Annotated in this window: 12 protein-coding genes; 5 read left to right on the forward strand and 7 right to left on the reverse strand. The window is 55.0% G+C overall.

Features of this window, described 5'->3' with window-relative positions; translation table 11 throughout:
- Positions 1-5: 5 nt before the first annotated feature.
- From MXE39_RS09825 to MXE39_RS09850, 6 genes are all read right to left on the reverse strand, one after another.
- Entirely contained in the window at positions 6-2,111 is a 2,106-nt protein-coding gene (locus MXE39_RS09825; RefSeq protein WP_246978514.1) for a hypothetical protein, read from the reverse strand.
- A gap of 283 nt (positions 2,112-2,394) precedes the next feature.
- Positions 2,395-3,504: a P-type conjugative transfer protein TrbG gene (gene trbG, locus MXE39_RS09830; protein WP_246978516.1), complete on the reverse strand. Its 1,110-nt coding sequence runs from the start codon at positions 3,502-3,504 to the stop codon at positions 2,395-2,397.
- Positions 3,505-3,616: 112 nt separating this feature from the next.
- Positions 3,617-4,843 carry a type IV secretion system protein gene (locus MXE39_RS09835; RefSeq protein ID WP_246978518.1) on the reverse strand — a complete coding sequence of 409 codons (1,227 nt, stop codon included), beginning with the start codon at positions 4,841-4,843 and terminating at the stop codon, positions 3,617-3,619.
- A 53-nt stretch (positions 4,844-4,896) separates the two neighbouring features.
- On the reverse strand, positions 4,897-7,752 hold the full coding sequence (locus MXE39_RS09840; protein ID WP_247074029.1) for a hypothetical protein: 2,856 nt from the start codon (positions 7,750-7,752) through the stop codon (positions 4,897-4,899).
- A gap of 140 nt (positions 7,753-7,892) precedes the next feature.
- Complete coding sequence (locus MXE39_RS09845; protein ID WP_246978521.1) at positions 7,893-8,189, reverse strand: VirB3 family type IV secretion system protein; 297 nt, start codon at positions 8,187-8,189, stop codon at positions 7,893-7,895.
- A 119-nt stretch (positions 8,190-8,308) separates the two neighbouring features.
- Positions 8,309-9,028 (reverse strand): TrbC/VirB2 family protein, encoded by a 720-nt coding sequence (locus MXE39_RS09850; protein ID WP_246978523.1) that lies wholly within the window; start codon positions 9,026-9,028, stop codon positions 8,309-8,311.
- A 999-nt stretch (positions 9,029-10,027) separates the two neighbouring features.
- On the opposite strand from MXE39_RS09850, the gene MXE39_RS09855 reads away from it, so the two are divergent.
- Entirely contained in the window at positions 10,028-10,192 is a 165-nt protein-coding gene (locus MXE39_RS09855; RefSeq protein WP_247074031.1) for a hypothetical protein, read from the forward strand.
- 104 nt (positions 10,193-10,296) lie between these two features.
- On the opposite strand, the gene trbB is transcribed toward MXE39_RS09855, so the two are convergent.
- Positions 10,297-11,724, reverse strand: a complete 1,428-nt coding sequence (gene trbB, locus MXE39_RS09860; RefSeq protein WP_246978525.1) for a P-type conjugative transfer ATPase TrbB — start codon at positions 11,722-11,724, stop codon at positions 10,297-10,299.
- A gap of 1,274 nt (positions 11,725-12,998) precedes the next feature.
- Between trbB and ybgF the strand changes: the two genes are divergently transcribed.
- The 4 genes from ybgF (at position 12,999) to MXE39_RS09880 (ending at position 25,457) form a co-directional block, all read left to right on the forward strand.
- On the forward strand, positions 12,999-13,793 hold the full coding sequence (gene ybgF / locus MXE39_RS09865; RefSeq protein WP_246978527.1) for a tol-pal system protein YbgF: 795 nt from the start codon (positions 12,999-13,001) through the stop codon (positions 13,791-13,793).
- A gap of 485 nt (positions 13,794-14,278) precedes the next feature.
- Complete coding sequence (locus tag MXE39_RS09870; RefSeq protein WP_246978529.1) at positions 14,279-16,312, forward strand: autotransporter assembly complex family protein; 2,034 nt, start codon at positions 14,279-14,281, stop codon at positions 16,310-16,312.
- Positions 16,313-16,314: 2 nt separating this feature from the next.
- Positions 16,315-22,110 carry a translocation/assembly module TamB domain-containing protein gene (locus MXE39_RS09875; RefSeq protein WP_246978531.1) on the forward strand — a complete coding sequence of 1,932 codons (5,796 nt, stop codon included), beginning with the start codon at positions 16,315-16,317 and terminating at the stop codon, positions 22,108-22,110.
- A gap of 866 nt (positions 22,111-22,976) precedes the next feature.
- The gene (locus tag MXE39_RS09880; RefSeq protein WP_246978534.1) at positions 22,977-25,457 is read left to right on the forward strand and encodes a class A beta-lactamase-related serine hydrolase; all 2,481 of its coding nucleotides are present in this window, start codon (positions 22,977-22,979) and stop codon (positions 25,455-25,457) included.
- Positions 25,458-25,541 lie beyond the last annotated feature (84 nt).

Genomic DNA, 25,541 nt, shown 5'->3' on the forward strand with positions numbered 1-25,541 from the left:
TGCTGTCATAATGAGGCTGCAGCCTGCAGCCAGGTGACAGGTGCGCTCCTGCCTGAGCTGTCAGCTTCGGCTCTTTGTGAATTGACAGCGGCATTAAGGCTGTCATCCTGGCGGCGCATAAGCAGGGATGCTCCCTGCAGCTGTGAAGACTTGTGGGACTGCACGCTATGGTTAAGAGCTGCACCTGAGAGCAGGGCAGAGGATGACAGTGATGCAGTGGTCTTTGTATCAGGCTGTGCACAGACGGCCTTGTCAGAATCTCCTGCACTGTCCATGTTCCAGGCGGCTCTGAGGTCTTCAGGAATATGAGCAAGGACTGGCGCTGCGGCTGCACCTGGCCTGGCATCTGCGGTATCACCTGACTGAGCTGCGGTTGTACCTGAGAGAGCAGCACTTGAGGCTGACCTTGCTGTCTGTGAAGCTGATGCACTCTGAGCGCTGTGGGCAGAGTCAGAGCCAGGAGCTGATGCTGACAGCAGTTCAACAGCAGCAGGGACAGATGCTGCAGAGGCGTTTACTTCACTTGCCGGGGCGCCGGTTGCTCGAGCGGCTTGAGCCCTGGCAGTTGCATGGGTATCTGGAGCATTTGCGGCAGCTGCATGGCTATCTGGTGATGCCGCAGCATGGTCAGCGCCGCCAGCAGCAGCTGCCAGGCTCAGGGCATGTGGCTTTTGGTCTGGGCGGGCGCTGCCTGCGCTGTGTGCTGAGACAGGCTGCCAGGAGGCTGTGTTTAATGGGGTAGCAAGGCCTATCTGAGGCAGGGCCTGACGGGTAAAGGCAAGGCTGTCGATCAGTCTGTTTTCATTGCTGGCACTTTGCAGCGGGGCGGTAAATTTGAAGTTGCGCAGCTTCTGCTCAGCTGTGCTCTGCTGGCTGTTAGCTGGCCGAGCGTGTTCGGCGGTGCCAGAGGCTGAGGAGGTGGCTGAGGATGTGGCTGATACCTTCAGGGTCTCACTTTCAGGGCTGACCTTTACAGCAGCCTGATCCTTGGCAAGTGCTGCGCGGGCGGCTGGTGCGTGGCGGGCATGGCTCTGTCTGTTCGAGCCGTTACGGGCGCTCAGCAGCGGAATACGTGGCTCGTCAGGCTGGGCATCATGCCAGTAAGATACGTCTTCATCGCTGAGCACTACTATGCCCTTATTGCTCTGTGCCAGATTCTGGTTAAGGGCAGTGAGGTAGTTGTAAAAATCACCCTGCAGCCGGGCCATGCGGCCGGTGATGGAGTCAGCTGGCAAGCTGGAGTCCTGTGCGGCACCGGCATTGCCCTGTGCAGCAGCGCCGTGCCCCTGCCGGGCTGATGCGCGGGCGCTCATGGCAGCCCCGGATGCGCTGCCTGATGGATGGCCGGCGGCATCGGCTGCGGCAATGGCGGCTGTGGCCTCAGCGCGTGCACCGGGATAAAGCTCAGGCAGTGAGGTGCGCAGGGCGGCAGGACCCATCAGCTCGCCTGAAGGTCCAATCAGAGCTGAAATGGAGAAATCGTCGTTATAGAGCTCTACCAGGGTGCCGGAGGCAGATCCTGTGCTGCTGACAAAGCTGTGCAGAGGTACGGCAGCGGCCGGGCAGCTGCCCGGATCGGTGCATACCATGGCGCCCTTATGCTGCAGGGCACGTCTCAGGCATTGCCAGTTTACGCGGGTCAGGGCGTCATCTGAACTGTCCTCAACAGCCGCAAAAGCAGTGCTGTTAAGGGCATATACAGAGCTCAGGGACTCAAGCAGGCTGCCATAGGCGCGGTCAAGCTGACTTTCACGGGCGGCCATGATCTCTGCAGGAGGAATTTCCTCAAAAGCAAAAGGCATCTGGCAGCCGCTCAGGCCAATAATACCGGCACTGAACAGGGCGCAGGTCAGGGACTTTTTTACCAGAGAGGCTACGCCTGTGCCTGTGGCTGATCCGGAACATGAGGCCATGGCGCCGGCAGCAGCGGCAGTGCCTGCAGCTGGGCGGCCGGCACCCTGCATGCTGGCTTTGACAGTGCTTTGGCTGTGTACGTTGCTACTGTCCTTGCAGCCGGAGCTGACCTTGCGTCCGTCAGCTCCAGGGGCACCTGAGACACTGGTGCTGTTAGTGTGGGGTGAGTGGGAAACTGTTATCTGTATGCTTTTCATATGCTGTCCTTTGAGTGCCTGGTCAAACGAACTCAGGGCTTATCTGACTGTTATCCTTATGACTGCTTGTGGCTCTGGCCATATCAAATGATGCCAGGTTGTGCAGCACATACTGTTATCTCATTTCGCCGGGCCCCGGTAATCTGTGCCATGCTGGCTGAAGGCCCGTCAGCACAGTTCAGCGCGGGCGCTGGAGCTGACGTTCGGCGCAGGCACGGGGGCTGACGTCAGGCGCGGGCACGGGCGCCCGAGCTTAAGCAGGGGCCTGCGGCCGGGGCGGAGCTCAGGAGCGGGTGATGTCCACGCTCATGTGGGAGCCGTTTTTCTCATTGCCCAGTATCAGACGCATGTGATCCGGTATGCCGTCCACCACGAAGCTGTCGTTGCGGATACGGTAGTTGGTAACAGCAATCTCGTCATCGCTCATCATGCCGCTTGAGTGCACTACCACCAGAGCTGGCAGTCTGCCCTTCATGACCTGCTCAGGCATTTTGATATAGGTCTTAAGTCCGTCATTGAAGACGCGCAGCGGCTGAATCTTGCTGTCGCCCTCAATCTCGTAGGCAAAATCAAGAGCGGCCGGATCCACTCCCTCTGGATGAGCTGAGGTGGCAATGGCACTGTGATTCATCTTCTGGCTGAGCAGATCACGCTGGGCCTGCACATTTTCAAACACGCTCTGAGGATAGATAAAGGACACCAGCGGCATATAGTCCTTCTCGGTGGACTTGAGGGTCAGATGATACATGCGTCTGTCAGTGGAGATAAGCATATTGGTATGCATGCCCGAGCTGAATGGCTTGATGATGACCTGCTCAACAATGCCCGCATCCGATCCGCTGACAGTGCGGTTGATTGACCATGACTCACGTGCACCTACATCCATGGAAATAATCTGCTCGCCCGGCTCAAGCACAATGGCAGTCAGATGCAGAGGAGTGGTCAGCACAGTATGCATGCCGCTGCCATACACAAGGCGTACCTGAGAGTCGTTGCTGACCTGAAGCGGAGTGCGGCGGGCCAGATCGGCACTGCGCTGACGTGCCTTATTGAGAGCTGCAGCCGTGCGCCTGTCCTCGGCAGAGCTGTGATATTCATAGCCGCTCTGAGCTACCAGCTCATCCTGAGTAAGGGCCTGAGCCTGCAGGGTGCTTACCAGCAGACCGGCAGCACACAGGGCCTGCATGATCCGGCCTGATGCCAGAGGATTTATGCGCCTTGCGTCTGCTGATAAGGTGCCGGCACCTCCCATGCTGCCAAAGAAAGCCATGCCCCTTGACCTGCCCCGGGAGCCTGGGCGGCACTGAGCCATGCCCTTGGAGCTGTGGACCTGGGAGCTGTGGCAGCTCGAGTTTAAATCACTGAAGTTAAGGTGGTGTTCCATATTGTTCATTTGAATTACTCCTGATGTTGTCTTTGCTGTTGCCTGCCCTCAGGGCCATGGCCATGGCCAGTTCTGGCTGCCGGGGCTGTCAGCGCCCCTACGGGGCAGGCTGCGCGGCGGGTCATGACAGTACCGGTGATACTGTATATTCCGTTATGTAAAGATTTAAGGGATTGAGCATGACCATGGCCGGATCGGATGACTGTGCGGTGCTCAGCTCATATGAGATGATGGCGCGCATCTTTTTGTCAGGAGAGGCAAGGCCGTCACTGTCGGTGCTCTTTTCTGTCCAGTCAATCTGATAGCTGGAAGGACCACGCGGGATGATATTGGCAATTTCAACTCTTACCTGACGATTGCGGGTGTTAACCATGGGGTTGTTGGCCGAATAGTACTCATGCAGCTGACGGTAAACTGTGCTGCCCTTGCGCAGCAGGGCAAATACATGGCTTACGGCCTGGCGCTGTACTTCCTTGTCAGTGGAGATAAGGCGTACATCGCTGATAAAGCTGCACAGCTGGGAGCTGATAACCTCAGGGGGCAAAGTGGCTGCACTTACCGGCTCAACTGTTCCCTGAGAGCGCACTACACCATGGGTATCAACAGTTACTACGTAAGGGACCAGACTGCTTTGCATGCTGCGATAGACATAAGCTCCGGTAGTGGTCAGGGTAATGCCGGCCAGAGCAAAGAACATGGCGGCGGTTACTATGCTGCTGTTAAAGGTCTTAAGCTGCAGATCCTGACGAGCCATACCTACAGCAGCCTCATCGCCCTTGACCTTGCTGCTGCGCCAGGCGCTCAGCATACGGATGTGGCCGCCGCTGCTGGCGCCGCCGCCGCCGCTTTTGCCCTTGCTGGCCGAGGCTGTGCCTCTGCCGGAGGCCGTGCCTCTGGCGGTGCTGCCTGCGGCGGCACTTTTACTGGCACTGCGGGCTGTGCTGCTGCGCGAGCCGGTACCTGCAGTGCTGCGCGAGGAGGTGCTCGAGCGTGTGCCTGAGCTGCTGGTGCGGGCGCCTGTGCGCGAGCGGCTGCCGGCTGTGGTGCTGCGGCCGGCGCGGCTGCGGGCAGTGACAGCCGCTGTTGTTGAGGTGGAAGCGGCAGCCTCAAGCTTTGCCGCCTCGGGAGCAGCCTCAGGGGCCGGGGCCGGGGCCGGGGCAGCTGCGGCTGCAGAGCCGGCAGCTGTTGTGGCGGTGGATGAGGCGGCAGTATCTGCTGTCTCACGGTCAGGGGCTGACGTGTCATCCATGGCCCTGAGGCCACTGGCAGCGTGTCGGGCCGGGGTTTGGTACTTGCGGGTACTTTCGGTCTTTTTACCGTTACTCATTGCTGAAATAAGGAAATTCATAAGTGCTCCTTGAGCCTGCCCTGGGCTTGTGTTCAGGGCAGGGCTGTGGTTAATCAGGCAGGACTGCGCCTGAGCTGAGGATCAGATCCGGACCTGTCCAGCTCAGCAGCTGCTGGCCGGGCGTTGGCTTCGCTTACAGCGCTCTGGGAGGCCCCGTCCAGATAGTGGGCCGGAGCCAGTTTGAGCATCTGAGTCTGCCCAGGCTCCTGAGACCTGGCATCAGCCTCTGCAGCGCCGGCAGGGACGGCTGCAAATGCAGCTGCTGCATTTGCAGCTGCAACAGGCGCTGCCTGGGAGGCGCTGGCTGCTGTTGCTGTTGCGGCAGGCAGGTGTTCGTAGAAGGAGGAGCCAAAGCGGCTGTACAGTTCGTCTACTTCAGGGACGCGGTGGTCACCGGCAACGCTCAGCAGCGCCAGCTCAGGGGCTGACATGGGCAGGGATACCATGATGCGCTGATCGTTTTTGACGAAGTAGTAGTCCTGCTTGGGACGGGCCTGAGCAATGGAGCATATTTCAGCATCGCTAAGACCCATGGTCTGGTAGGTGCCACGTACCGCATCAGTGCCGGCATCGTAATTAGGCAGATAAAAACGGGTGCGGGCGCATTCAAGCAGATTGTTAAAGTGAGGGGAGCTCTGCAGATCGGTAATGGACTGAGTGGCCAGAATGACAAAGGCGTTGAATTTGCGCAGGGTCTTAAACCACTTGATAAGCTCGCTGGCAAAGACCTCGTCTCTGAGCATAAGCCAGGCTTCATCAACCACAATGGCAGCCGGACGGCCGTCAAACTGCTTTTCAATCATGCGGAAGACATGGCGCAGTACCGGCAGGGCAAAGGATGGAGAGGCGCTGAAAATGTCGGCACATTCAAAGACAGTAAGACCGCTGTTCATGGCAAAGGAGCTGTCACCATCGAGTATGCAGTGCTCGGAGCTGACACGGCTGTAAGGAGCCAGAGCTTCCTTGAGATGACGGGAGAACAGAGCCAGATGCAGATCGCTCAAAGTGCGCTGGGACGGTTCACGGCCACCCAGGATATGCAGACAGTCGGTCAGCTCACTGCGCTCGGCCGGGCCAATGGTCAGACCATTGAGACGGAAGAGCAGCTCCAGGAAAGACAGGGCATAGTCGTAATCAAGCTCACTGTCCAGATCATGCAGGGGACAGAGCATGGCACGGCTGTTGTCAAAGGTAATGTGAGTACCGTCAAGAGCGCGGCTTAAGGCATAAAAGGAGCAGCCCTTGTCAAAGGCAAAGATCCTCATGTCCTTATAGCGTGACAGATTGAGCATTAATGAGCCCAGCAGTACTGACTTGCCCGCACCGGTAGGACCAAGGACCAGAGTGTTGGCCAGATCAGAGTCGTGCAGATTGAGCAGATAGCGGCCCTGACCTGCAGTGCGTACCTGCATGAGCGGACTGCGTGTGCTGCCCAGCAGCGGGCTTGGGCAGAAGCTCTCACCTGCCACAGGCTCGGACAGAGGAATGAGGTCAAGCAATACATCCTGAGAGACTGTAGGACGGCGCAGGTTTTCAAAGAAATGACCTGGCAGACTGCCAAGGAAAGCGTCAGTGGCATTGATGGTTTCAACACGTACCGACAGACCTGCCTTTTCCACAGCTCTGATGACCATGCGGGTTTTGGCACTCAGGCGCTCGTAGCGCTCGTCAGCAAGGATAATGGTGGCGGTATAGGCACCATAGACCACCTCATCGTTATCAAGAGCACGGGCGGCCTCGTCAATTTCCTTCATCTGATCAAGGGCATTCTGATTGACGCGGGCATTTTCAAGATTGAACAGCTGAGCGGCAAGGCTCTTGGAGCGCTGTGACCAGTGAGCGCGGTAGCGGCTTAGCAGGGTCTTGCTGCGCAGCTTGTCAAAGAAAACAAAGCGGGTGGAAATACGGCAGGAAAAAGGCACCCCGGCCAGAGCATTGACCATGCCCTCATGGGAAAAAGAAGGCAGGCCCTCAACAGCCAGCACGCTGATAAGCTTGCGATCGGCCTTGAGCGTATGGCCGGTAATGAGGTCACAGGTGCCAAGGCTCTGGTCAAGCCAGCTGCCCGGACGGGGCACGGCAATACGGCGCTCACAGGCAGTAAAACACTGATGAATGAAGGACAGTCCCTCATGCCATGCTCCACCTGCGCAGCTGGCGCCGCTTGCGCAGCCGGCGCAGGCATGAGCGGTGCCAGCCTCTGCAGCCATGCCTGCAGAGGCGTCTGCAGCCGGTGCCAGACCGAGGCACTGCTCATCGGCGCGCATGCGCTCCAGCTCGGCGGCACTGAGGGCAGGCCCGCTGTGCTCCTGGCTGATGCCCAGAGGGCGTACGGTAAAGTGAGCCTCAAGGGTATCGACAGCTGCGGCACACAGGGATCTGAAAGTTGCCAGCTCCTGCAGGGCATCGCAGTCAAAGGCGTCAGCGGTGAAATCATGGCTGACATAGCGGTCAAGACGGGCGGTAGCGGCGGCAGCACCAATCCAGGTGATGGTAAGCACGCGGCGGGTACGATAAGAGCCGTCGCGGGCGAAGATCTCACGGCGCAGCTGCTCAAGATGCTTTACTGTACCAAGGTCGCTCTCCACCTCAGGCAGGTAGGAATAGTCCTTATTGCGGACGACATCGACATGAATGGCGCAGTTTTCACTGAGCTTGAGCAGGGCTTTCTGAGCGTTGGCATAAATGGCAGCCACCTGGTTTTCACTCATGGCTGACATGTCAGGAGCACCGATTTCGTACATGGCCATCAGGGCTCCTGATTTGAGCACAATGATGTGCTCGTCAGCCATGACGGCATAATCGAGCAGATCGGTTACAGCCGGCATGGTCGAAGCCCGGCGGCTTACCAGACGTGAGCGCAGCAGCACCGCGCAGCTTAGCAGCATGCACAGTACTGAAAATGCCATAACGCTGTAAAAGGTCAGGGTTACGTAACTCATATTAAAAGTACCGGAAACAGTGGGTTTATCAGCAGGTTCAGGCCCGGCAGCTCATATGCAGCCTGCAGCCATGCTGCAGCCTGGCAGCCGCCTGCCGTACAGAGTCCTTACTTTCTGCTGATGCGACGGCTTGAGCAGTGCAGATGAGGCTGCGCAAGGTAGTAGCTGTAGTAATGAAGCTGTCTTACGTAGATATGCCTCATCCAGATATCCTTTTTGCCCATGGTGTACAGCAGGCCGAAGTTCAGGCCAAATACCAGTGATGAGGCAATAAAGACGGTAAGATCAAAGGACATCATGCAGACGGCTGTGCAGAAAATCAGGTTGAAAAGGAAAAGCTCGCGATCGCAGCCAAAGAGCTGATCGGCGTTTCCCAGAGAGTGGTAAATACGGTGTGCTGACATGCTTTACTCCAGATATCTGTCACCTTGCCGTGCCCAGGGGCAGCAGCACGGTGCCGGTGCTGTCCTGACTGCAGCCAGAGGGGCTTGCGTCCCCTCAGGGTGCAGCCAGTTGCGCACCATCAGGCAAAAACACTTAAAGTGCTGTCAGAGCAGGAGATAAAGCTGTGAGCTGGCACTGGCTTTGGCAGGGTGACGAAAATCATGGAGCGAATCATTTCATCGGCTTCATCACTGCGTGAGCTGCCCTGTGCTCTGTCAGCGTTATCCTCAGAGGCCACAGCTGCCACAGCCACAGCTTTCGCTGCAGCCGGCTCAGCAGCTCCCTCAGCAGCTGCCACGGAGGCAGCCACGGAGGCAGCTGCTGCGGCAGCCGGTGCAGCGCCCTTAAGCGGCAGGGCTGAGGCCCTGTCGCTCTGAGCTTTGAAGGTGGTGGTAAGAGCGGTCTGCTCTGGCATTGGGATGGAGGCGCCGTTGAAGAAATTGGTCATCAGGGAGTTGGCACCAATGAGCATGGACATGACCATGATGATGTAGATAATGGTGCGCACGAAGTGGGATACCTCACCGCTGCCAAGAATCAGGCTGATACCGCCTACTACAATGCCAATGAGGGCAACGGAGAAGGCTACCGGACCGGTAAGGGATTTCTGGAAAGTGGCAAGCCAGGCCTCGTAAGGCAGCACTGAAGCAACTGCATTGCTTGAGGCCATGGCCGGGGAGGAGAGCAGTGCCATAATGCCGGCCATGCCAAGCATTACCATAGTAATTTGTAAAGTATTTCGTATCAGTGAGTGAAGGGTCAATCTCAAAGACTGATTGCAAAGATATAAGTCATTCATGACATGTTCCTCGATTAAGCGCGGTATCGGCAAGGCCGGTACAGCACAATGTTCTGTGCTGAGCTCTGTATCAGATGCGGGATGGTTATGGGTTCCGTCTGCTGCCCGGGCTTAATGCCAGGGCAGCACTTCCGGACTTACAATCCATCCCGTAAACAATGACAGTGCTGTAAAGTGGTGTCGCCAGACGCCGCAAAAAGCGGCTGCCGTCGACACCTGATGATCCTGAAAAACTACCGCACTTTACTGTTATCACAGGCCGCACCGGGGCCTGACCATAACGTCAGCTCCTCAGTGCTGCTCCTGCTGCATATATGCTTTACAGAAGATAAAACATGGTATGCAGCATCTCCTTATGTCTGCAGACCTTGCCGCAAGTCCTTACGCTGTTTGTCAGAGAGCTGCTGTTGCATCCCGAAGAAAGACAGCGCACTGTTTGCGGCAGTGACTCACCCTGATGCAGCCGGGCTCTGGCATTTGCGCCTGCGTCTGCAATGCATGTGCACTGCACCTGCATTGCAGCTGCATGGGGCTGCAGAGCAGCCCGGCGCAGCTGCCGGCCCTTTCCTTTTGTCTGTTTGAAACTCACTGCACCAGTCAGGAGACCTCAGCAGTGAGTGCTACTGTTATCTTTTGCTGAAAGAGGCTGCTGCCTTGAGGCCTGTAAACTCATGCAGATTGCACGGTTGCACAGGCCTCTTAAAGCGGTACAGTCTCTGTCAGTACTGTTACTGTTATCCTCAGTGCCGGGCAGTACATTACTGCGGCACTCCATATAATTATGTAAAGCATCTTATCTGTTAAGGTGGTCAGATGATGCCTGACTCTGGATGTCAGGATTTATGGTCCTTACTGTCGGCAAAAGTGGAGCAATGCTCCACTTTCCATACTGTTATCTAAACTGATTTGTAAAGCTTTTGCATACAGCAGCTGTCATGAACGGCAGCTGCCATGAAAATCAGCTGTCATGAACGGCAGCTGCCATGAAAAACAGCTGTCATGAAAAACAACTGGCATAAGCAGCAGAAATCATTAACAGCAGCTGTTATTAACAAGGGCTGTATGCAGCCGGCTTTAAAAGCAGCTGTTTCAAAGAGCAGCTTCAAATCTGTGTTTCAAGCTGCTCTTTCAAACCGCTGTAAATGGCCTCAGTTCAATGGGTAACAGTTATGGACCTGAGGCAATGGGAAGAACCTGAGTTTTATCTGCAGCACCCTGCCGCTAAGCTGCAGCACCCTGCATCTGCAGTTCCCTGCAGCATCATGGGATCAATAATCTGTGCTTTTGTTTACGCTCTCACTGCGCTTTTGCAAAGCGTATGTCAGTGAATCTGTTACTTCGGTAAGCTCGTACTGGCCGTTATGGCAGCCTGTTACCATGGTCAGTGATTTTACGTAGCGGTGCGGAGAGCGGGTCACCTGAACAATGAGTTCAATGGCAGCTGCGGCTGTAGGCTCAATCAGGGCCGGACAGGACGGATGGCGCGAAATCAGAAGGTTAAGGCGCTCCATGGCCTGCAGCGGGGAACCTGCGTGAATTGTGCACATGCCGCCACGGTGACCAGTGGAAAAGGCATCGATGAGATCAAGGGCCTCAGCGCCGCGAATTTCACCTACTACAATGCGATCAGGACGTAAACGCAGGGAGGATCGCACCAGACGAGACATGTCTGTGCCTTCGCTGGTAAAGAGACTTACGCTGTTGGCTGATCTGATTTTGAGCTCAGGTGTGTCCTCAATGGTAATCATGCGCTCGTCAGGGTACATAGTGCTCATTTCATTGAGCAGGGCATTTACCAGCGTGGTTTTGCCTGATCCTGTAGCACCGGCGACCATAATGGAAACATGAGCTGCTATGGCCTCACGCAGCAGTTCACTCTGTTCCGGGCTTACTACCTGCATGGCTGTCAGATCATCAAGGGTGAGGTCAAGGCTGTTATGGCAGCGAATGGAAAATACCGGGCTGCGCACCAGAGGTGGCAGCAGGCCCTCAAAGCGTGAACCGTCATAAGGAATCTCAACTGAAACTACAGGACAGGCCGGATCAATCTGACGGTCGGCAATCGAGGCCACGGTACGGATAATGAAATTGCCTCTGGCTGAGTTGATATGGTCAATAAGCTTCATGCCCTCAAGGCGGTGCTCAACAAATAAGGAGCCGTCGCTGTTGAGCATGATTTCATTGACCATGGGATCTCTCATGGCAGCGCAGATATTCTCGCCCAGATCCCTTTTGAGATTGTTAAAGCCCAGTTCATCATAGGAGGAGCGAAAGGCCATCACTTTGGCGCCCTTCATCAGCAGATCGGCACCACCCTCAGCTCCGGCACCAGCGCGAGGTCCTGCGGCACCGCAAGCCTCAGCTGCATCACCAGGGGCGCTGCCATAGCCTGCAGCCATAGCAGCTGCTGCAGCCGCCGCTGCGGCGCCCAGAGACTCGCAGGCAGTCTGTGAGACCATGGTGCTGTTACGGGATACTGCTCTTTCACAGCCACCGGACAGAGCTGGAGTCTCTGGATCCTCATTGAGGCTGTCTGTGAGGTGGGCGGCATAACTGTCAGCTGGCATGGCGTCCAGCTGAGCACAGCTGCTGCGGGCCAGGGCGGCACTGGACAGGGCATAGGCCACACCGGCAGCCCCGCAGGTCCTGAGGTGGCTGTTAACCTCTGATGGTGAAAGTGAGCTCAGGCTGGTCATAAATGATTTGTTCTCCTGAAGTGTCTGATTGTTAGTGTCTGACTGTCTGTTTGCCCGCTGCGCGCCAGCTGCCTGCTGACCCGCCGGCAGTGCGCATGCATTCATGTTGTCTTTATGTTTGTTTGTTTGTTTGACTGAGTGCTTTCAGTGCTTACTGTTATCTTTATCAGATACAGGGACTGGCCCTGTCTGGTATGCGCCCATTATTCCAGAGAGCTTTTTTCCTGAAGGTCCCGTAGAAAGCTCAGCTCATTTCAAACTTGATCCAGATCACAAAATGAGCGACAGCTACCTGGCAGACCAGGCTTGAAAGGCTCAGATCAGTACCAGAAAAGTGTGACAGCCATGTTGAAAATGGCCTGAATATGGGCTCAGGGCTACATCTTCGACACTTTGTGAGCTTGATCACATATGGATTTCAGGTTCGGAAATTTTGTGATGGGGTTCACATAATCGTCCGCACAGGCCTCATGGAACGCGTTCAGCAAAACAGTTACAGAAAAGGGAACGCACCTGGTGGGCTGACTCCTTTCCGTGTATACAGCCCGTCTTCAGGCCCGTATGAGGCTCTGTGCTGCCGGGGATAAGTGAAGTGATGGTACTGAGAGGATAAGACGGGCAGAACAGTTAAAGCGCAGTTTCGAGGCCTGGTTTTGAGCTCAGGTCAAAGACGTGGATAAGAAGAGCCATGATGTGACTGTGCAGCCTTGCTGTGTTGTTCAAGACGGGGGCGGACATTCGTGGCCGTAGTGCGCAATGATTGGGAGCTGTCCTTTGGGAATGCAGTGCGCTATAGCGCCGTGGGCGGCTGTTATGTCTGTGCGTATGACCCATCGGGCTGGTGTGATGTCTGGACGCAGGGGCTGGGATATGGACAGGCTTTGATGCTTGCAGATGCGGGGGGAACTGACAGTTTTGGCGCATTAGTTTTACGGCAGTATGCTAGAATGAAAGGTCAGGGCTGCGTGCCGGATTTACGGCAGGGCGCAGCCAGGGATGATGCATCATCATGGATAAGAGTCTGAGACGTCATTAGAGCTTTGCGGGTCATGGGCCCGGTGTATGCCGTCCTGAACAACTGGTCATCATCAGCTTAACAGTGCAAATCTGCTGCAGGAGCCGTCAGGTACGGTTCTTACCGGCTGGCCTGGGCTGCGGCCTGTGAGGCTGCCGGATTTTGCAGGTAATGAGTGTTTCTCAGGCGCTCTTAAACAGTGGGTGGCCTTTTCCGGAAACTAGGAGAGTAATAAGTGCAGGTCAAGACTTGGTTGCCATTGAGCTCTTTAGCAATTGCCGTACTGACTTTGTCAGCACCGGCCATGGCCGATACTGCCGCTTTACAAAAACAGATTCAGTCTCAGCAGAATCAGATTTACATGCTGCAGCAGGACATTGCCACCTTAAGAGGTGAAATGGAGCAGCTGCGCTATCTGGTAGCCCGTGGCACCGGCAGTTCAGTGTCATCATCCTCAGGCGGTACTGTGGTTAACATCCCAATGGGTAATACCTCAGGATCAGGCGCCTCATCATCCTCAACTGCCGCCTCAGGTGGCGGTGTCGGCGGCGTCAAAGGCACCGGCGGTGCAGGTCCTGTGACCCCAATGGGCAATGATAATCTGGCAGCTCACAACAAGGGCCCTGTTGCTCCTGCCAAGCCTGCAGGTTCAGGTAACAGCGTACCTCTCAAGGGCGTGGATGCTGATGCCAAGATTGCCTATGAAGGTGCTTATGCCAAGGTGCAGCAAAACGATCTCAAGGGCGCTCAGAGTGCCTTTAAGAGTTATGTTGAGAAATATCCTGACAATGCCCTTACACCAAATGCCTGGTACTGGCTCGGTCAGGTTCAGTACTCTCAGGCCCAGTATGATCAGGCCCGCCTGAGCTTCCTCAATGTAGCTCGCTACAATGACTCTCAGAAGCGTCCTGACGCCCTGTACAAGCTCGGTATGATCAGCAAGTTCCTGGGTGACACTGACAAAGCCCTGCGCTACTTCCAGCTGGTTATTCAGAATTATCCAAATGACGCAGCTGCCACCCTGGCAAGCCGCGAGATGCAGCGTCTGCAGTAGCAGAGCCTGCAGCAGCCACTGCCTGCAGTTGCATCTGCAGCGGCCGCCGCAGCGCCGCCACTGCGGCAGGGCCCAAAAGGTCCTTGCAGGGCCGACAAAGCCGGAGCATTGGCCTGGTACGGGCTGAGGGTGCTGCGTAAATTACCTTTTAAGCGGTCTGTTACATGCCGGACTGCAATGCCGGTAACAGCGGCACATGAAATGGCTTTACTGTTTACTGTGACAGGCTGACAGCAGTGATATGCCTGTGATTATGCTTTGTTTTACATCTGACAATGAGCTGCACGGCAATTCAGCTGTGGTTTTACGCTGACAATGAGCTGCAGCCCAGTTCGGCCGTCGTATTTATGAGCAGGCATAATCTTACGAAAAACGATGCTTTTGTGCGCAACAGTACATCTGTATGTGCGGCCTGAGTATCAGGATCTGTGCAGGATCATGCTCGGGTGGTTAATCTCAAAGTCTGGTGCAAGAGGCAATTTTTGATGCTCAAAAACTTTATGATGGGGTCAGTCAGTCAGAAGGACGGGCTGCAGAAAGAGAATCTGCAGGTCTGCACTAATCGTGACTGCGCCATTATGAGCGCCTCTGACAGCGACTGCCTGAGGCAGCACCATCATGACTGCACCAGAGCTGTTGAGTGCACTGACATGGCGGCCCCGGCACCGGCCCCGGCCGTGGCAGGGGCGGGAGCCGGGGCAAAGCCGGCGCTCCGGCCGGGCCGCCTTGCCGCTGCTGTTGCCCTGGCTGTAAGACTGTGCTTTGCCGGTACTCTTGCCGGTGGGGCCGCCGTCATCATGTCCGCCTGCTCGAGCAGTGATCTGCCTGAGCATGAGTCTCTGGTGACCGATCCTGTGTCTTTCAAGGTCGAGGGCATTTCAGGTGAGCTGCTGCAGAATGTTGAGGCTCACTTAAGCGGTATGGCTGTTATTTCCAAGAAGCGCGCCTTTTTCTATGTGCGTGAACTTGAGGAAGTGACTACCAGAGCCCTGCGTGCCTATGGCTACTACCATCCAAAGATCAAGGTAACTCTGCCTGATCGTGCCAAAGAGGAAGATCGTACCGTGGTCATTTCCGTTGACCAGGGCAAGCCTCTTTATATCCGCAATTTCACTGTTGAGGTCCTTGGTGAGGGTCTTGATTACCTGGTATTCCAGGACATCATGGCCAAAAGCGATCTCAAGTCCTATCAGATTCTCAATCACGGCAAATATGAAAAGCTCAAGAGCGATATCCATCAGACCGCTCTGTCCCTGGGCTTTTTTGACGGCAAATTCTCCTCTGCCCGCATTCTGGTCTATCAGGATCAGAATATGGCCGACATCGAGCTGCTTTACGACAGCGGCAAACGCTACAAATTCGGTGACATCACCATGGATGAAAACACCGCCAGTCTCTTCCTGCCAGGCCGTAATCTGCAGAAGTTTAAAAAGGGCGATGACTTTTCCACCCGTGATATCAACTCCTTTGTTTCGGCTCTCAACCAGACAGGCTACTACAATTCAGTAGACGTGCGTCCTGATGTCAAAAATGCCAGCAATTATGAAGTTCCGCTGGAAATGCATCTGGAGCGCCGTCCTGATAACAATGTCCGTCTGGGTGCCGGTTACAGCACGGACGAAGGCCCGCGTGTGCTCGTAGAGTGGAACAAGCCACTGCTCAATGACAGAGGCGATTCTTTCTCCTCACTGACTACTCTGACGCGTTATACCCATAACGCTACCATGATCTACAAGATCCCGCGCAAAGACCCTAATCTTGACTACTACACGGTAAATGCCTCGCAGACTCATACCGATCTCAATGACACACTGTCTGATCGCTCCGAGTTCTCCATTCACTATGTGGCCAATGAAACAGGCAGCTGGCGTCGAGATTATGCCCTGCGTCTTGAGTATGAAGACTATTCTCAGGGAAGTGAGGAGGACTATGCACTTAACCTCATTCCTGCCCTGACCTTAAGCCGCCGTGAAAGCTCAGGCGGTTTTGACCCGTCACGCGGTTACTCCATCAAGCTTGAGGCATCAGGTGCTTCACGTGGCATTTCTGATGACAGCTTTGTTCAGTTAAAAGGCACCTATCGCGGCATTATTTCCCTTACGGAAAATTCACGTTTCCTCTTTCGTGCCGAGCAGGGCGTGAACATGGGAAAAGATGCTGACAGCCTGCCACCAAGCCTGCGCTTTTTTGCCGGCGGTGATAATTCCATCCGTGGTTTTGGCTACCGTGACCGTGCTCCTTTACAGCCTGACGGTTCAGGTCTTAAGGGTGCAAAGTACCTCACAGCAGGTACAGCAGAAATCCAGTTTCCTTTTGGTGTCCCAAGCTCCCGTCTGGCCCTCTTTCTTGATGCCGGCATGGCAACAGATGACTATGAAGACGATATTCTCTGGGGCCCGGGCATAGGCTACCGTTTCCTGTCACCATACGGCATTGTCCGTGTTGACGTGGCAGCCGGTATTCAGAGCAATCAGGAAACCAATTACCACTTACACTTTGCTTTCGGACCAGAGTTCTAGGCATGGCAAAAGCTACATCTACTGAGAACAAAGCCCCAGGCGGCCGTGACAGCGGTGCTCATGAAAATGAGCGCCACGCACACTCACGCCTGTTAAAAGGGCTCTCGGCAGAAAGTGAGCCTGCAGCAGGAAAAGGCAAATCAGGTGAACGCAGCACCAGGATCAGTGACGATATCATCATCAGCAATGGCACCGGCAGGCGCCGTGGCTGCTGCCGCCGCCTGTGCAAATGGGTATTGATGCCTTTTATGATCCTGCTGATGGTACTTATGGCCGTGCTGTACTATTTCCTCGGTACGCTCAATGGTGCCCGTCAGGCTCTTGATATTGCCAATGCCTTTATTCCTGAGTCCATCATTATTGATACCACTATCCAGTCAGGATCGGTGCTTGAGGGCCTGCAGCTTGGTGAGACTCTGGTAGATATCAAGGATATCGTGGCCATCAATGCCGACTCTCTGGTCCTTGATTACGATCTGACCGAACTGACCTCGGGCATGTTCAAGGTTCATACCCTTGAAGCCTCAAATCTGGGCGTCGCTCTGTACGATCAGCTCTTTAACGGACCAAAGGTCCCTGAAGAGCCTGTTGATCCCAACGAGCCTCCTTTCCGTCTGAGCTTCCCTGTAGATATCGAAATCGATAACTTCCATATCAGTGACTTTGCTTTCCGCTCCATGATTGTGGACGTGGAAATCAATGATCTTCAATCAGCTCTGTGGGCCCATAAAGACAATCTGGGTACCCGCAATACTGATGTGGACGTGATCGACGTACACCTCAAGAATTTCAATGATGTAGCCTACGATCAGCAGCAGGCTCAGGCAGCTGCACTTGCCGATCAGCAGCTGGCCATCAGCATTGATGGCAACGTGCTCAGCGGTCAGAAGCTCGAAGACTCGGTAGCCGCCCTGGTTCAGGCCGCTCAGCAGGGTAAGAGCGTAGAAATGCTGCTGGTGCACAACGAGCAGCAGCGCCGTGCTCAGCGCACTGAAGATAAGCTGCTGGGCAGCCTTGACTCCCAGTTTGCTGGCAGCGCAGAGGCCACGGGCGCAGCTGGTGCCACCGGTTCTGCCAGCGTTGCCGGCAGCGGCTTCTATCAGCGTCACGACAACAGCGACGCCTCCATGAGCAATGCCCGTCGCGTCAACGATTCCCTGTCTTTATTACGCCCAGGTCTGGTGTACTCAGACCCTGAGCTCTTTGCTGACGCCATGGAGTCAGCTCTGCTTAACCGTGCTCCTGTGCCGGCCTTTGTCAATCTGCGTCCTGCCATTGTCGACCCGCGCACCAGCCCGGTAGCCCTCAAAGAATCAGTTACCCGTCGCAACAGTGATGATTTTGAGTCCTCACTGCTTGATAAGGTCAACGCTCATGCCGCAGCTCTGGCGGCCAGCCATATCTGCACAGCTGACAGCTGCGATCACGCCTCATTTAATACAGCTTTAAGTGCCGCACCTCTTAATATCAGACCACGTCTGAGCACTGATCTGCCTCGTATTCCTGCTACCTTCGCTCCTACCGATATTACCGGTGTGCCTGATCATCCCGGCTCCAGCGCTCCGGCTACCTGGTCTGAAAAAAGGGTAGCAAGGGCTGCGGCTGCTGCTGCAGCTCTGGCCGCCGCCGCTGACGCCGGGACTGGCTCCGTGGGGGACTTTGGGGCTGGCGCTGCTGGCTACAGTGCCCCTCCGGCTGCTGATGGGGAGCAGGCTGCAGCTCAGGATAATGCACAGGGGTCTGCTGATCCTGAGGGTGCGGTCAGTGTTGAAAGTGGCATCACCAGCACCAGCGGTGCCGTAGCCAGGGCGGCCGGCAAGTCTGCGCTGGCAGCTGTGGCTGAGGCCAATCGTCAGGTCAGCGATGGCAAGAGCTCAGGTAATGTCGACGTGGATGCCGTATCCGGCTCAACGGCCAGCAGTGTGGCTCAGGCGGCCCGTCTGATGACTGATGAGCGCAGCCAGAAAGTGGTTGCCAAAGCCATTGAGGGTGACAATCCCAAGGCTCTTATCAAGGAATTTGGTTCTGGCGATGGCCGTATTGAAACCCTGGCAAAGGTAGTTCTGCCTTTTAATATTGAGGTGGACAATTTCAATGCGCGCAAGGTGCGCTACTACCAGGAGGGTTTTGATACCCGTCAGGCTGACATTTCCTTTAATGCCTCCTGGTTTGATACCAATCTCAAGATTTACAACATCGATCTGAGCCATGAGTTCGGTACTGTCCATGCCTCAGGTGATCTCGATCTTAACAACTACTATGACCTCAATTTCGTACTTGAGGGCGAGGGTTTTAAGAACGACATTACCCATGATTTTATGCAGGGACTGCTCTATGGCCTCAATGGTGATTTCAGAGTATCAGGCAATCTTACTGACCTGAAAGTAAGAAGTACCCTCAATCTGGGCGGCACTTCCGAGCTCAATGTTCACGCCAATGTGCTCTCAGCGGCTCTGCCTATTACTGTCAGCCTCAGGACCCGCGACTTTACCTGGCCTGTTTTTGGTGACCCTCTGGTCAATGCCCGCTCTATCGATCTGCACACTGCAGGCAATCTGCTTGACGGTGTGGATGTGGATCTCAAGGCACTTATTTCCGGCTTTGACTTCAAGAATGTCAAATCTGATGTCAAGGCGCAGATCTCCTATGAAAAGAGCCATATCGAGAAGTTTGAGGTTAACGGCACCTATCTTGGTGAGCCGGTAAAGGCCAGTGTCCGTGGCGACTTTTTCTATGGCAAGGTCCTTGGTGCTGATGCCCGTGTCTTTGCTCAGGTCAAGGATGCAGGTTTCCTCTCACCAATGCTCAAGGGCGCGCTCAAGATCGATGGTGATTTTGTAGCCATTCTCAATCAGAAAGAGACTGGTCGCAGCGCTGTGTCCATTGCCAGTGAACCTGCCTATCTGGACAACCGTATCCCTAAGAGTGCTGCCAGAATTGAGGATTTTGATGCCGACACCATTGAGCAGCGTCTCTTTGCTCAGATTCGATCAGGATCGGTCAGCACCAGTGGCAATACCACTGTCTTAAACTCTTCTGCCCGTGGCAAGTCATCACGCAGGGACAGCGGCGCGGCAGCTGCCGGCAGCAGCACCGGTGGTGCCGGAGCCGGGGCTGCTGGCAGAGGCGGCCGTGGAGCAACAGTAGTGGCTGCCACAGCTGACAGTGCCGAAGAGCAGCTTCTGGCCGGTATCAGCGCCAATATTGAAACTGCCCGTCATGTAGCCACATCAAAGGCTGTTGATGCTGTTCGTTCAGGTCAGTCTCTGGCTGCCGTACGTCCTATTTCCAAACCTTACCTGCTTGCCGATGGCGTACCTGATGGTCCATATGACATGCTCATTACCCGTCAGGAGTACATTGATGCAGTACGCTTTGTAAATGAAGCAGCTCCAGAGGATGCTGCTGACGATCAGGATAATTTCCTGAGAACAGTAATCAGCAGGGATCTGCCTGAGATCATGACCAATATCCGTCATATCAGAGGCGATCTCTTCATAAACGGACATCAGGCCAGTCTCAACATCACCGATGTGGTAGGAGATATTCATCAGGGTTTCCGTGTTGAGCTTATCAAGTTCACTCAGGCTGACAATGTCATTCTGGCCGAGGGCCAGGTAACCGGCCGTGGTGCTGACCTTAATCTCATTGTTGACCTCAAGGATCTGCACAAGCTCTCACCTGCTGTACATGGATCCATGTCGGCCTACGTTACCAGCTCGGGTAATCTTTCTGATCTGAACTTTGATATCTCAGGATCGGTGCCTGTTTTAAGTACGGGTGAGTCCAGAATACGCAGTCTGGTCTTTAACTCGAGCTTTAATATGCAGACCCGTGCGCTCAACTTTACCGCTCTTGCCGATCGTGTACGCTGGTCAAAGAGTGTGGCTCCGTCACGTCAGTGTTTCATTGACGTTTCCGGCACTCCGCTGCGTCACTCCATTTCAGCCAACTGCAGCGGTGTGGCTGCAGCCTATGTCAATGTGGACGGCAGTCTGGACTTCCCGGCCTCACGCTACAATGCCAATCTGCTTGAACTGTATTTCTTCAGTGAGTCTTCTGGCTCTCTTTCGCTGGTAAATCCTGTCTATGCTGAAATTGACTATGGCAATATCGAAGGTCACATCACCCCTGTAGAGCTCAAGGGTGAAATTGGTGAGCTTAAGATTGCCGAGACCACTTTTACCAGTACAGATGCCCGCAGTCATCTGACTGTACAGAACTTCAATCTCAATTCGCTCAAGGACCTCTTCCCTGACAGTATCAAGATGCAGGTACCACTGAATGTGGATGCCTCGCTGTTAATGAAAAATGGCAAACCTGATATCAAGGTAGCGGTCAACAGTGACAAGGGTGTAGTGTTCTCCACAGCCGGAGCCGGTTTCGTTTACGACCACATGGCCTTAAACGCCCATATTACCCGTGAACTGATGCATACTGAGCTTGATATCGATTTGCGAAACAACCGTGGTCAGATTGATGCCGTGCTTGATATCAGTGATCCGGCCGGAGCAGGCAGGCTGGGCGGCTTCTTCAGGATTAAGGATTTTGATCTGGAGAGCATTTCCAACATTGGCCAGAGCTTTACCGAGCTCAAGGGCTTTACCAATGTTGATACTGTCTTTGCCGGAACCATTGCCCGTCCTATGGTACATGGCACCATCACATCAAAGGGATCGGCCGTACCCCGTTATGACGTAGGTCAGGTAAACGATTTTGATCTGACCATGAAACTCAATGGTCAGTCAGGCGTGCTTGATGGCAAGGTAGTACTCAATGGTGGCGAGCTCAAACTCGGAGGCGATCTGGACTGGTCTTCCGGTGCCAACGGATCTCTTTTTGCCCGTGCCAAAGAGCTGCCTGTATTCCTCGTAGGCTACGGTATTGCCTATGCTGATATCGATACGTCAGTAAAGCTGGGCGATATTATGGATATCTCAGGAACGGTCAATATTCCACGTGCAGCTATCTCAGTAGCCTCAGCAGGCTCAAGCGGCACCTCGGTAAGCTCAGATGAGATTCTGGTGCCGGTTAACGGTACTCAGGCACTGATGAAGGCACCTTCTGCTCCATTTAAGAGCTCCATCAATATTGGTGTGGGCTTTGGCGATGACGTCAGGTTTACTGCCATGGGCATGGTCAAGGGCAATCTTGGTGGCGGCATCAGGATTACCAAGAAGGTCAGCGATGCCGCCGTCAAGGCCAATGGTGAAATCAACGTGATTGACGGCACAGCCGATATTTACGGACGCAAGTTTGAGTTTGCCCATGCACGTATCATGTTCTTTGATGATATTGCCGATCCAAATCTCAATATCGAGGTAGTAGCCGATCCTGACTATCTTGAAAGCGATGTAACTGTCGGTGCCCGCGTACTTGGAACTGCAAACTCCCCTGAAATCAAGCTGTTCTCAAGGCCAGTGATGTCAGAAAACGAGATTCTCTCCTACATTCTGTACGGTCACGGACTTGATAAGACCTCGATTAATCAGGACTCTAACAACTCCAATATGCTCCTTGGTCTGGGCGTATCCGGACTTTCAGGTGTAGCTCAGGCTGTAGCCGGCTCCTTTGGCGTTCAGGACGTACAGCTTGCCACTCAGGGCACAGGCGATGAGATGCAGGTAGCCGTTCAGGGCTATATCAACCGCCGTCTGCGTCTGTCATATGGCTATGGCGTATTCTCAGCTGTAGGTGAGTTCAAGGTACGCTACGAGCTCGTTCGGAATCTCTACGCCGAATTCGTCTCCAGCATCGACCAGGCCGTCGATCTGGTCTACTCCTTCGAGTTTGACTGATATCAGTAAACCAAGCCCGTCATAAGGACCGCAAGCGCAGCCCTCCTGACGGCTGGGACCTGCCCGGTCGCCAGCTCAGCCGTTCCGGCAGCGCTGACGGCCTGCCGGCCGGGCAGGCCAGTAAGACTGGCCAGTCGAGCCAGGGAGGCCGTCCCATCAAGCCAGGGAGGCCGTCCCATCAAGCCAGAGAGGCTGTCCCATCCCTCCTGCAAATTCCCCTCTCAAGCCTGCAAATCAGGCACATACCTTGCTCTTAACACTGCTATGGCATCATTGTGTCTGGAATCTGGCACTGTCCGAGCTGTGCCCTCAGCACGCAAGTCTGAAGTCCTGCTCCTCAGGATTTCGATGCTCCGTATCAGGTACGCTGGGCCCATGGTATACAGTGCAATGGCCCGCGCCTTAAGTTGCTGTCATCACTGCTTATCAGTTTAAGGACGTTCGCACAGGATGGCCTGACTGATTTTTTACGCGTTCAGGATGCAACGCAGGTCAGCTTTTTTTTCTGCATAACTGTGATTTTTGCCCCGAAAGGCGGCATGCATCAGAAAAATATCGTTTCCACGTTAATGCGCAGGCCCGTCAGGGCGTTAAAATACCAACACTGACAGAGCTGGCTCACACAGCCCATGCCTGATTACAGTACAGCATAAGAGTGCTGTACCTCAAAGCAGAATACACTCACACCTGACGCCCCGGGCTGTGCCAGTCAGGGCCGCTCATCGGGGCCTCCCCTGGCGGCCAGTCTGCAGTCTGCAGTCTGCAGCTGGCTGCTGGACATGGTCACAAGGCCGGCCTGATTGAGTGCAGCCTGTGCTGACCGCAATTTTGATAATTTAGCTGTTGTAACAAAATAGGAGAACACCATGCAGGGCTTAGATAAAGGCAGTCATTCAAAGACCAGTCATATCCATGCAAAGCACATTGCTGAGCGTCCAGTGCTCAGCAGACTGTCCCGTGCCTGCATGCTGGCTCTTGCCATGCCTGCTGTCTGTGTGAGCGCAGCTGCTCAGGCAGCCCCGGGCGATGCTGACAACAGCCAGGGCCAGGCCCCGATTAATTATGTCCAGCAGGCTCCAGCCGCCGCCCTGCAGGCCGCTCAGGCAGCCCGTGCCGGTCAGCCTGTGGTTCAGGCAGGTCAGCAAGGTCAGCAGCGCAGCTATGCTCAGCCGGCTGCACAGTACGGTCAGTACATGAACTCAGCCCAGCAGCAGGCTCTGGCCCGCCAGCAGGCAATTGCCCAGCAGGGTCAGCCTCAGCAGATGACAGCCGAGCAGGCCCAGCAGCTGCGCATGGCTCAGCAGCAGGCTCTTGCACAGCAGCAGGCTCAGCAGCAGGCTCTTGCACAGCAGCAGGCTCAGCAGCAGGCCCTTGCACAGCAGCAGGCTCAGCAACAGGCCATGGCTGCCCAGCAGGCCCGTGCCCAGCAGGGGCAGCCTCAGCAGCTGACTGCTGAGCAGGTCCAGCAGCTGCGCATGGCTCAACAGCAGGCCATTGCCCAGCAGCAGGCTCAGGCTCAGCAACGCGCCGCAGCTGCCCAGGCACAGCAGCGTGCCGCCCTGCAGGCTCAGGCCCAGCAGCGTGCCGCCGCCGCTCAGGCCCAGCAGCGTGCTGCCCAGGCCCGCCAGAATCAGGACGCAGGTCCAGGCTATGGTGCCCAGTATGTGAATCAGGGTACCTCTGCTGTAGCTGCAGCTGTAGCTGCCGCCTCAGCCGTTCCTGGTCTTGGTCAGGGCACAGAAGAATTTATCCAGCGTATCAAGCACAAGCACAACTGGTTCTACTCAGAGCAAAGTGAGGCTGAAAACCGTATCAATCTGGTTATTCAGACCGGTGCTATCAATGTTCCTGCCCCAAATCTGGCTGTTAATTACGCTGCCAACAAGAAATACATTGGCCATGGCAACGGTCACTACCAGAATCCGGTAATCAATACCGAGCCAGAAAGCTCTATGGTGGAAAAAGAGGATCCGCTTGCTTCCCCATACTACGATCCGCTTACCGGCAAGGTTAATATTCCTGAAAAGGTAAAGGCCGAGCAGCGTCAGGCCCGTGCCGAAGCCGAGCACCGTCGTCGTCTTAACGATGAGGAAAACCGTCTGGCCCGCTACGATCTCGAGCGCTCACGCAAGCTCGATGAGGATCCTTCATATCTTCCTTTTGGCGATTTTGCCCCTCATGAGGCTGACTACCGCCGCATGCCTAAGGAAAAGGACGTATTCTTCGTCTCCTCAGTAAGAGATATTGAGTGGATTCACGACAAGATTGCCCGTATTGAAAAGGAACTGGGCGGTGAGCTGGGCTTTGCCATGTTTGACCAGCATGGCCTCGTGGCCCTCAAGGACAACAGTCCATATCCTCTTCTTGGTTTCAGTAACTTCCAGCTGGCCTATGCCACTGCAGCTCTGATGAGTGTGCGCGGTGAGGATACTTCACAGCCAATTACCTTTAACTTCAACCGTCTCAACCGTGACGTGCCTTCTCCTTTCGTTGAGTCTCTGTATAACAGCCGTCTCAATGGCCTTGACGGTGGTTTTGCAGGTGACCCTAACAGCCTTGCAGCACGCCGTGACAAGGCCAAGCGTAAGGCCGCCCTTGCCAGTGCCGCCAAGCAGCTCAAAAGTGGTAATACCGAGCAGGCCCGTGCCGAAGCCCGTGCCAACGCCAAGTCCCTGAAGGTAAACACCAGCCCTCTGTCTGTAGGCGCCGGTGTTAACGATGGCAATGCCGTACAGTCCAGTATTGGTGAGCTGCTGCATTATGCTCTGTCCTTAAACGATCCTAATGCTTTCAGCGTACTCGTTGATTATCTGGGCTCGCTCAAGACCCTCGAGGTTTTTGCCCAGACTCAGGGTGTCAAGGACATAAAATACAAGGTAACTGAGGTTGACCAGGTTTTAAGTCCAATTCTTACTGACAGCAATACCGCTCCTTTATATCAGAGCGCCCGTATGATGGCTGCATTTACCCAGGACAAGAGTGTCAACCCTCAGGCCCGTCAGACTGTATACGACATGCTGCAGTCCAATCAGTACACCCGAAACCTCATTCAAAAGGGCGTCCGTGAGTCTCTGGATTCAGAAAAGCAGGAAATTATCAACAGCACCCTGATCTACTCTCAGGCCGGTTCATCAGGTTATCTTGACACCCGCCAGCAGCGTCCTGTTGTTCAGGATCTGGCCCTGATTGAGTACCGTGGTCAGCGTGTGGTTATGGCTATTTCAGCCCGCAACATCAAGGGCCCGCTCAACCGTACCCAGATTTACGGCGAAACTGCCATTGCAGAGGCCGCCAAGGTTCTCTTTGATTACGAGAGATACCGCATCAACAACCGCCTCTTCAAGTAATTACCAGGCCCTGCCCAGTGCAGGGCCTTTTCGTATGCTCTGCCATGGCCAGACTGGCTGGCACTGGGCCTGGCGGCAGCCGCG

It is taken from the genome of Anaerobiospirillum sp. NML120511 (genome assembly GCF_023050955.1).
In the GTDB taxonomy this organism is placed as follows: Bacteria; Pseudomonadota; Gammaproteobacteria; order Enterobacterales; family Succinivibrionaceae; genus Anaerobiospirillum.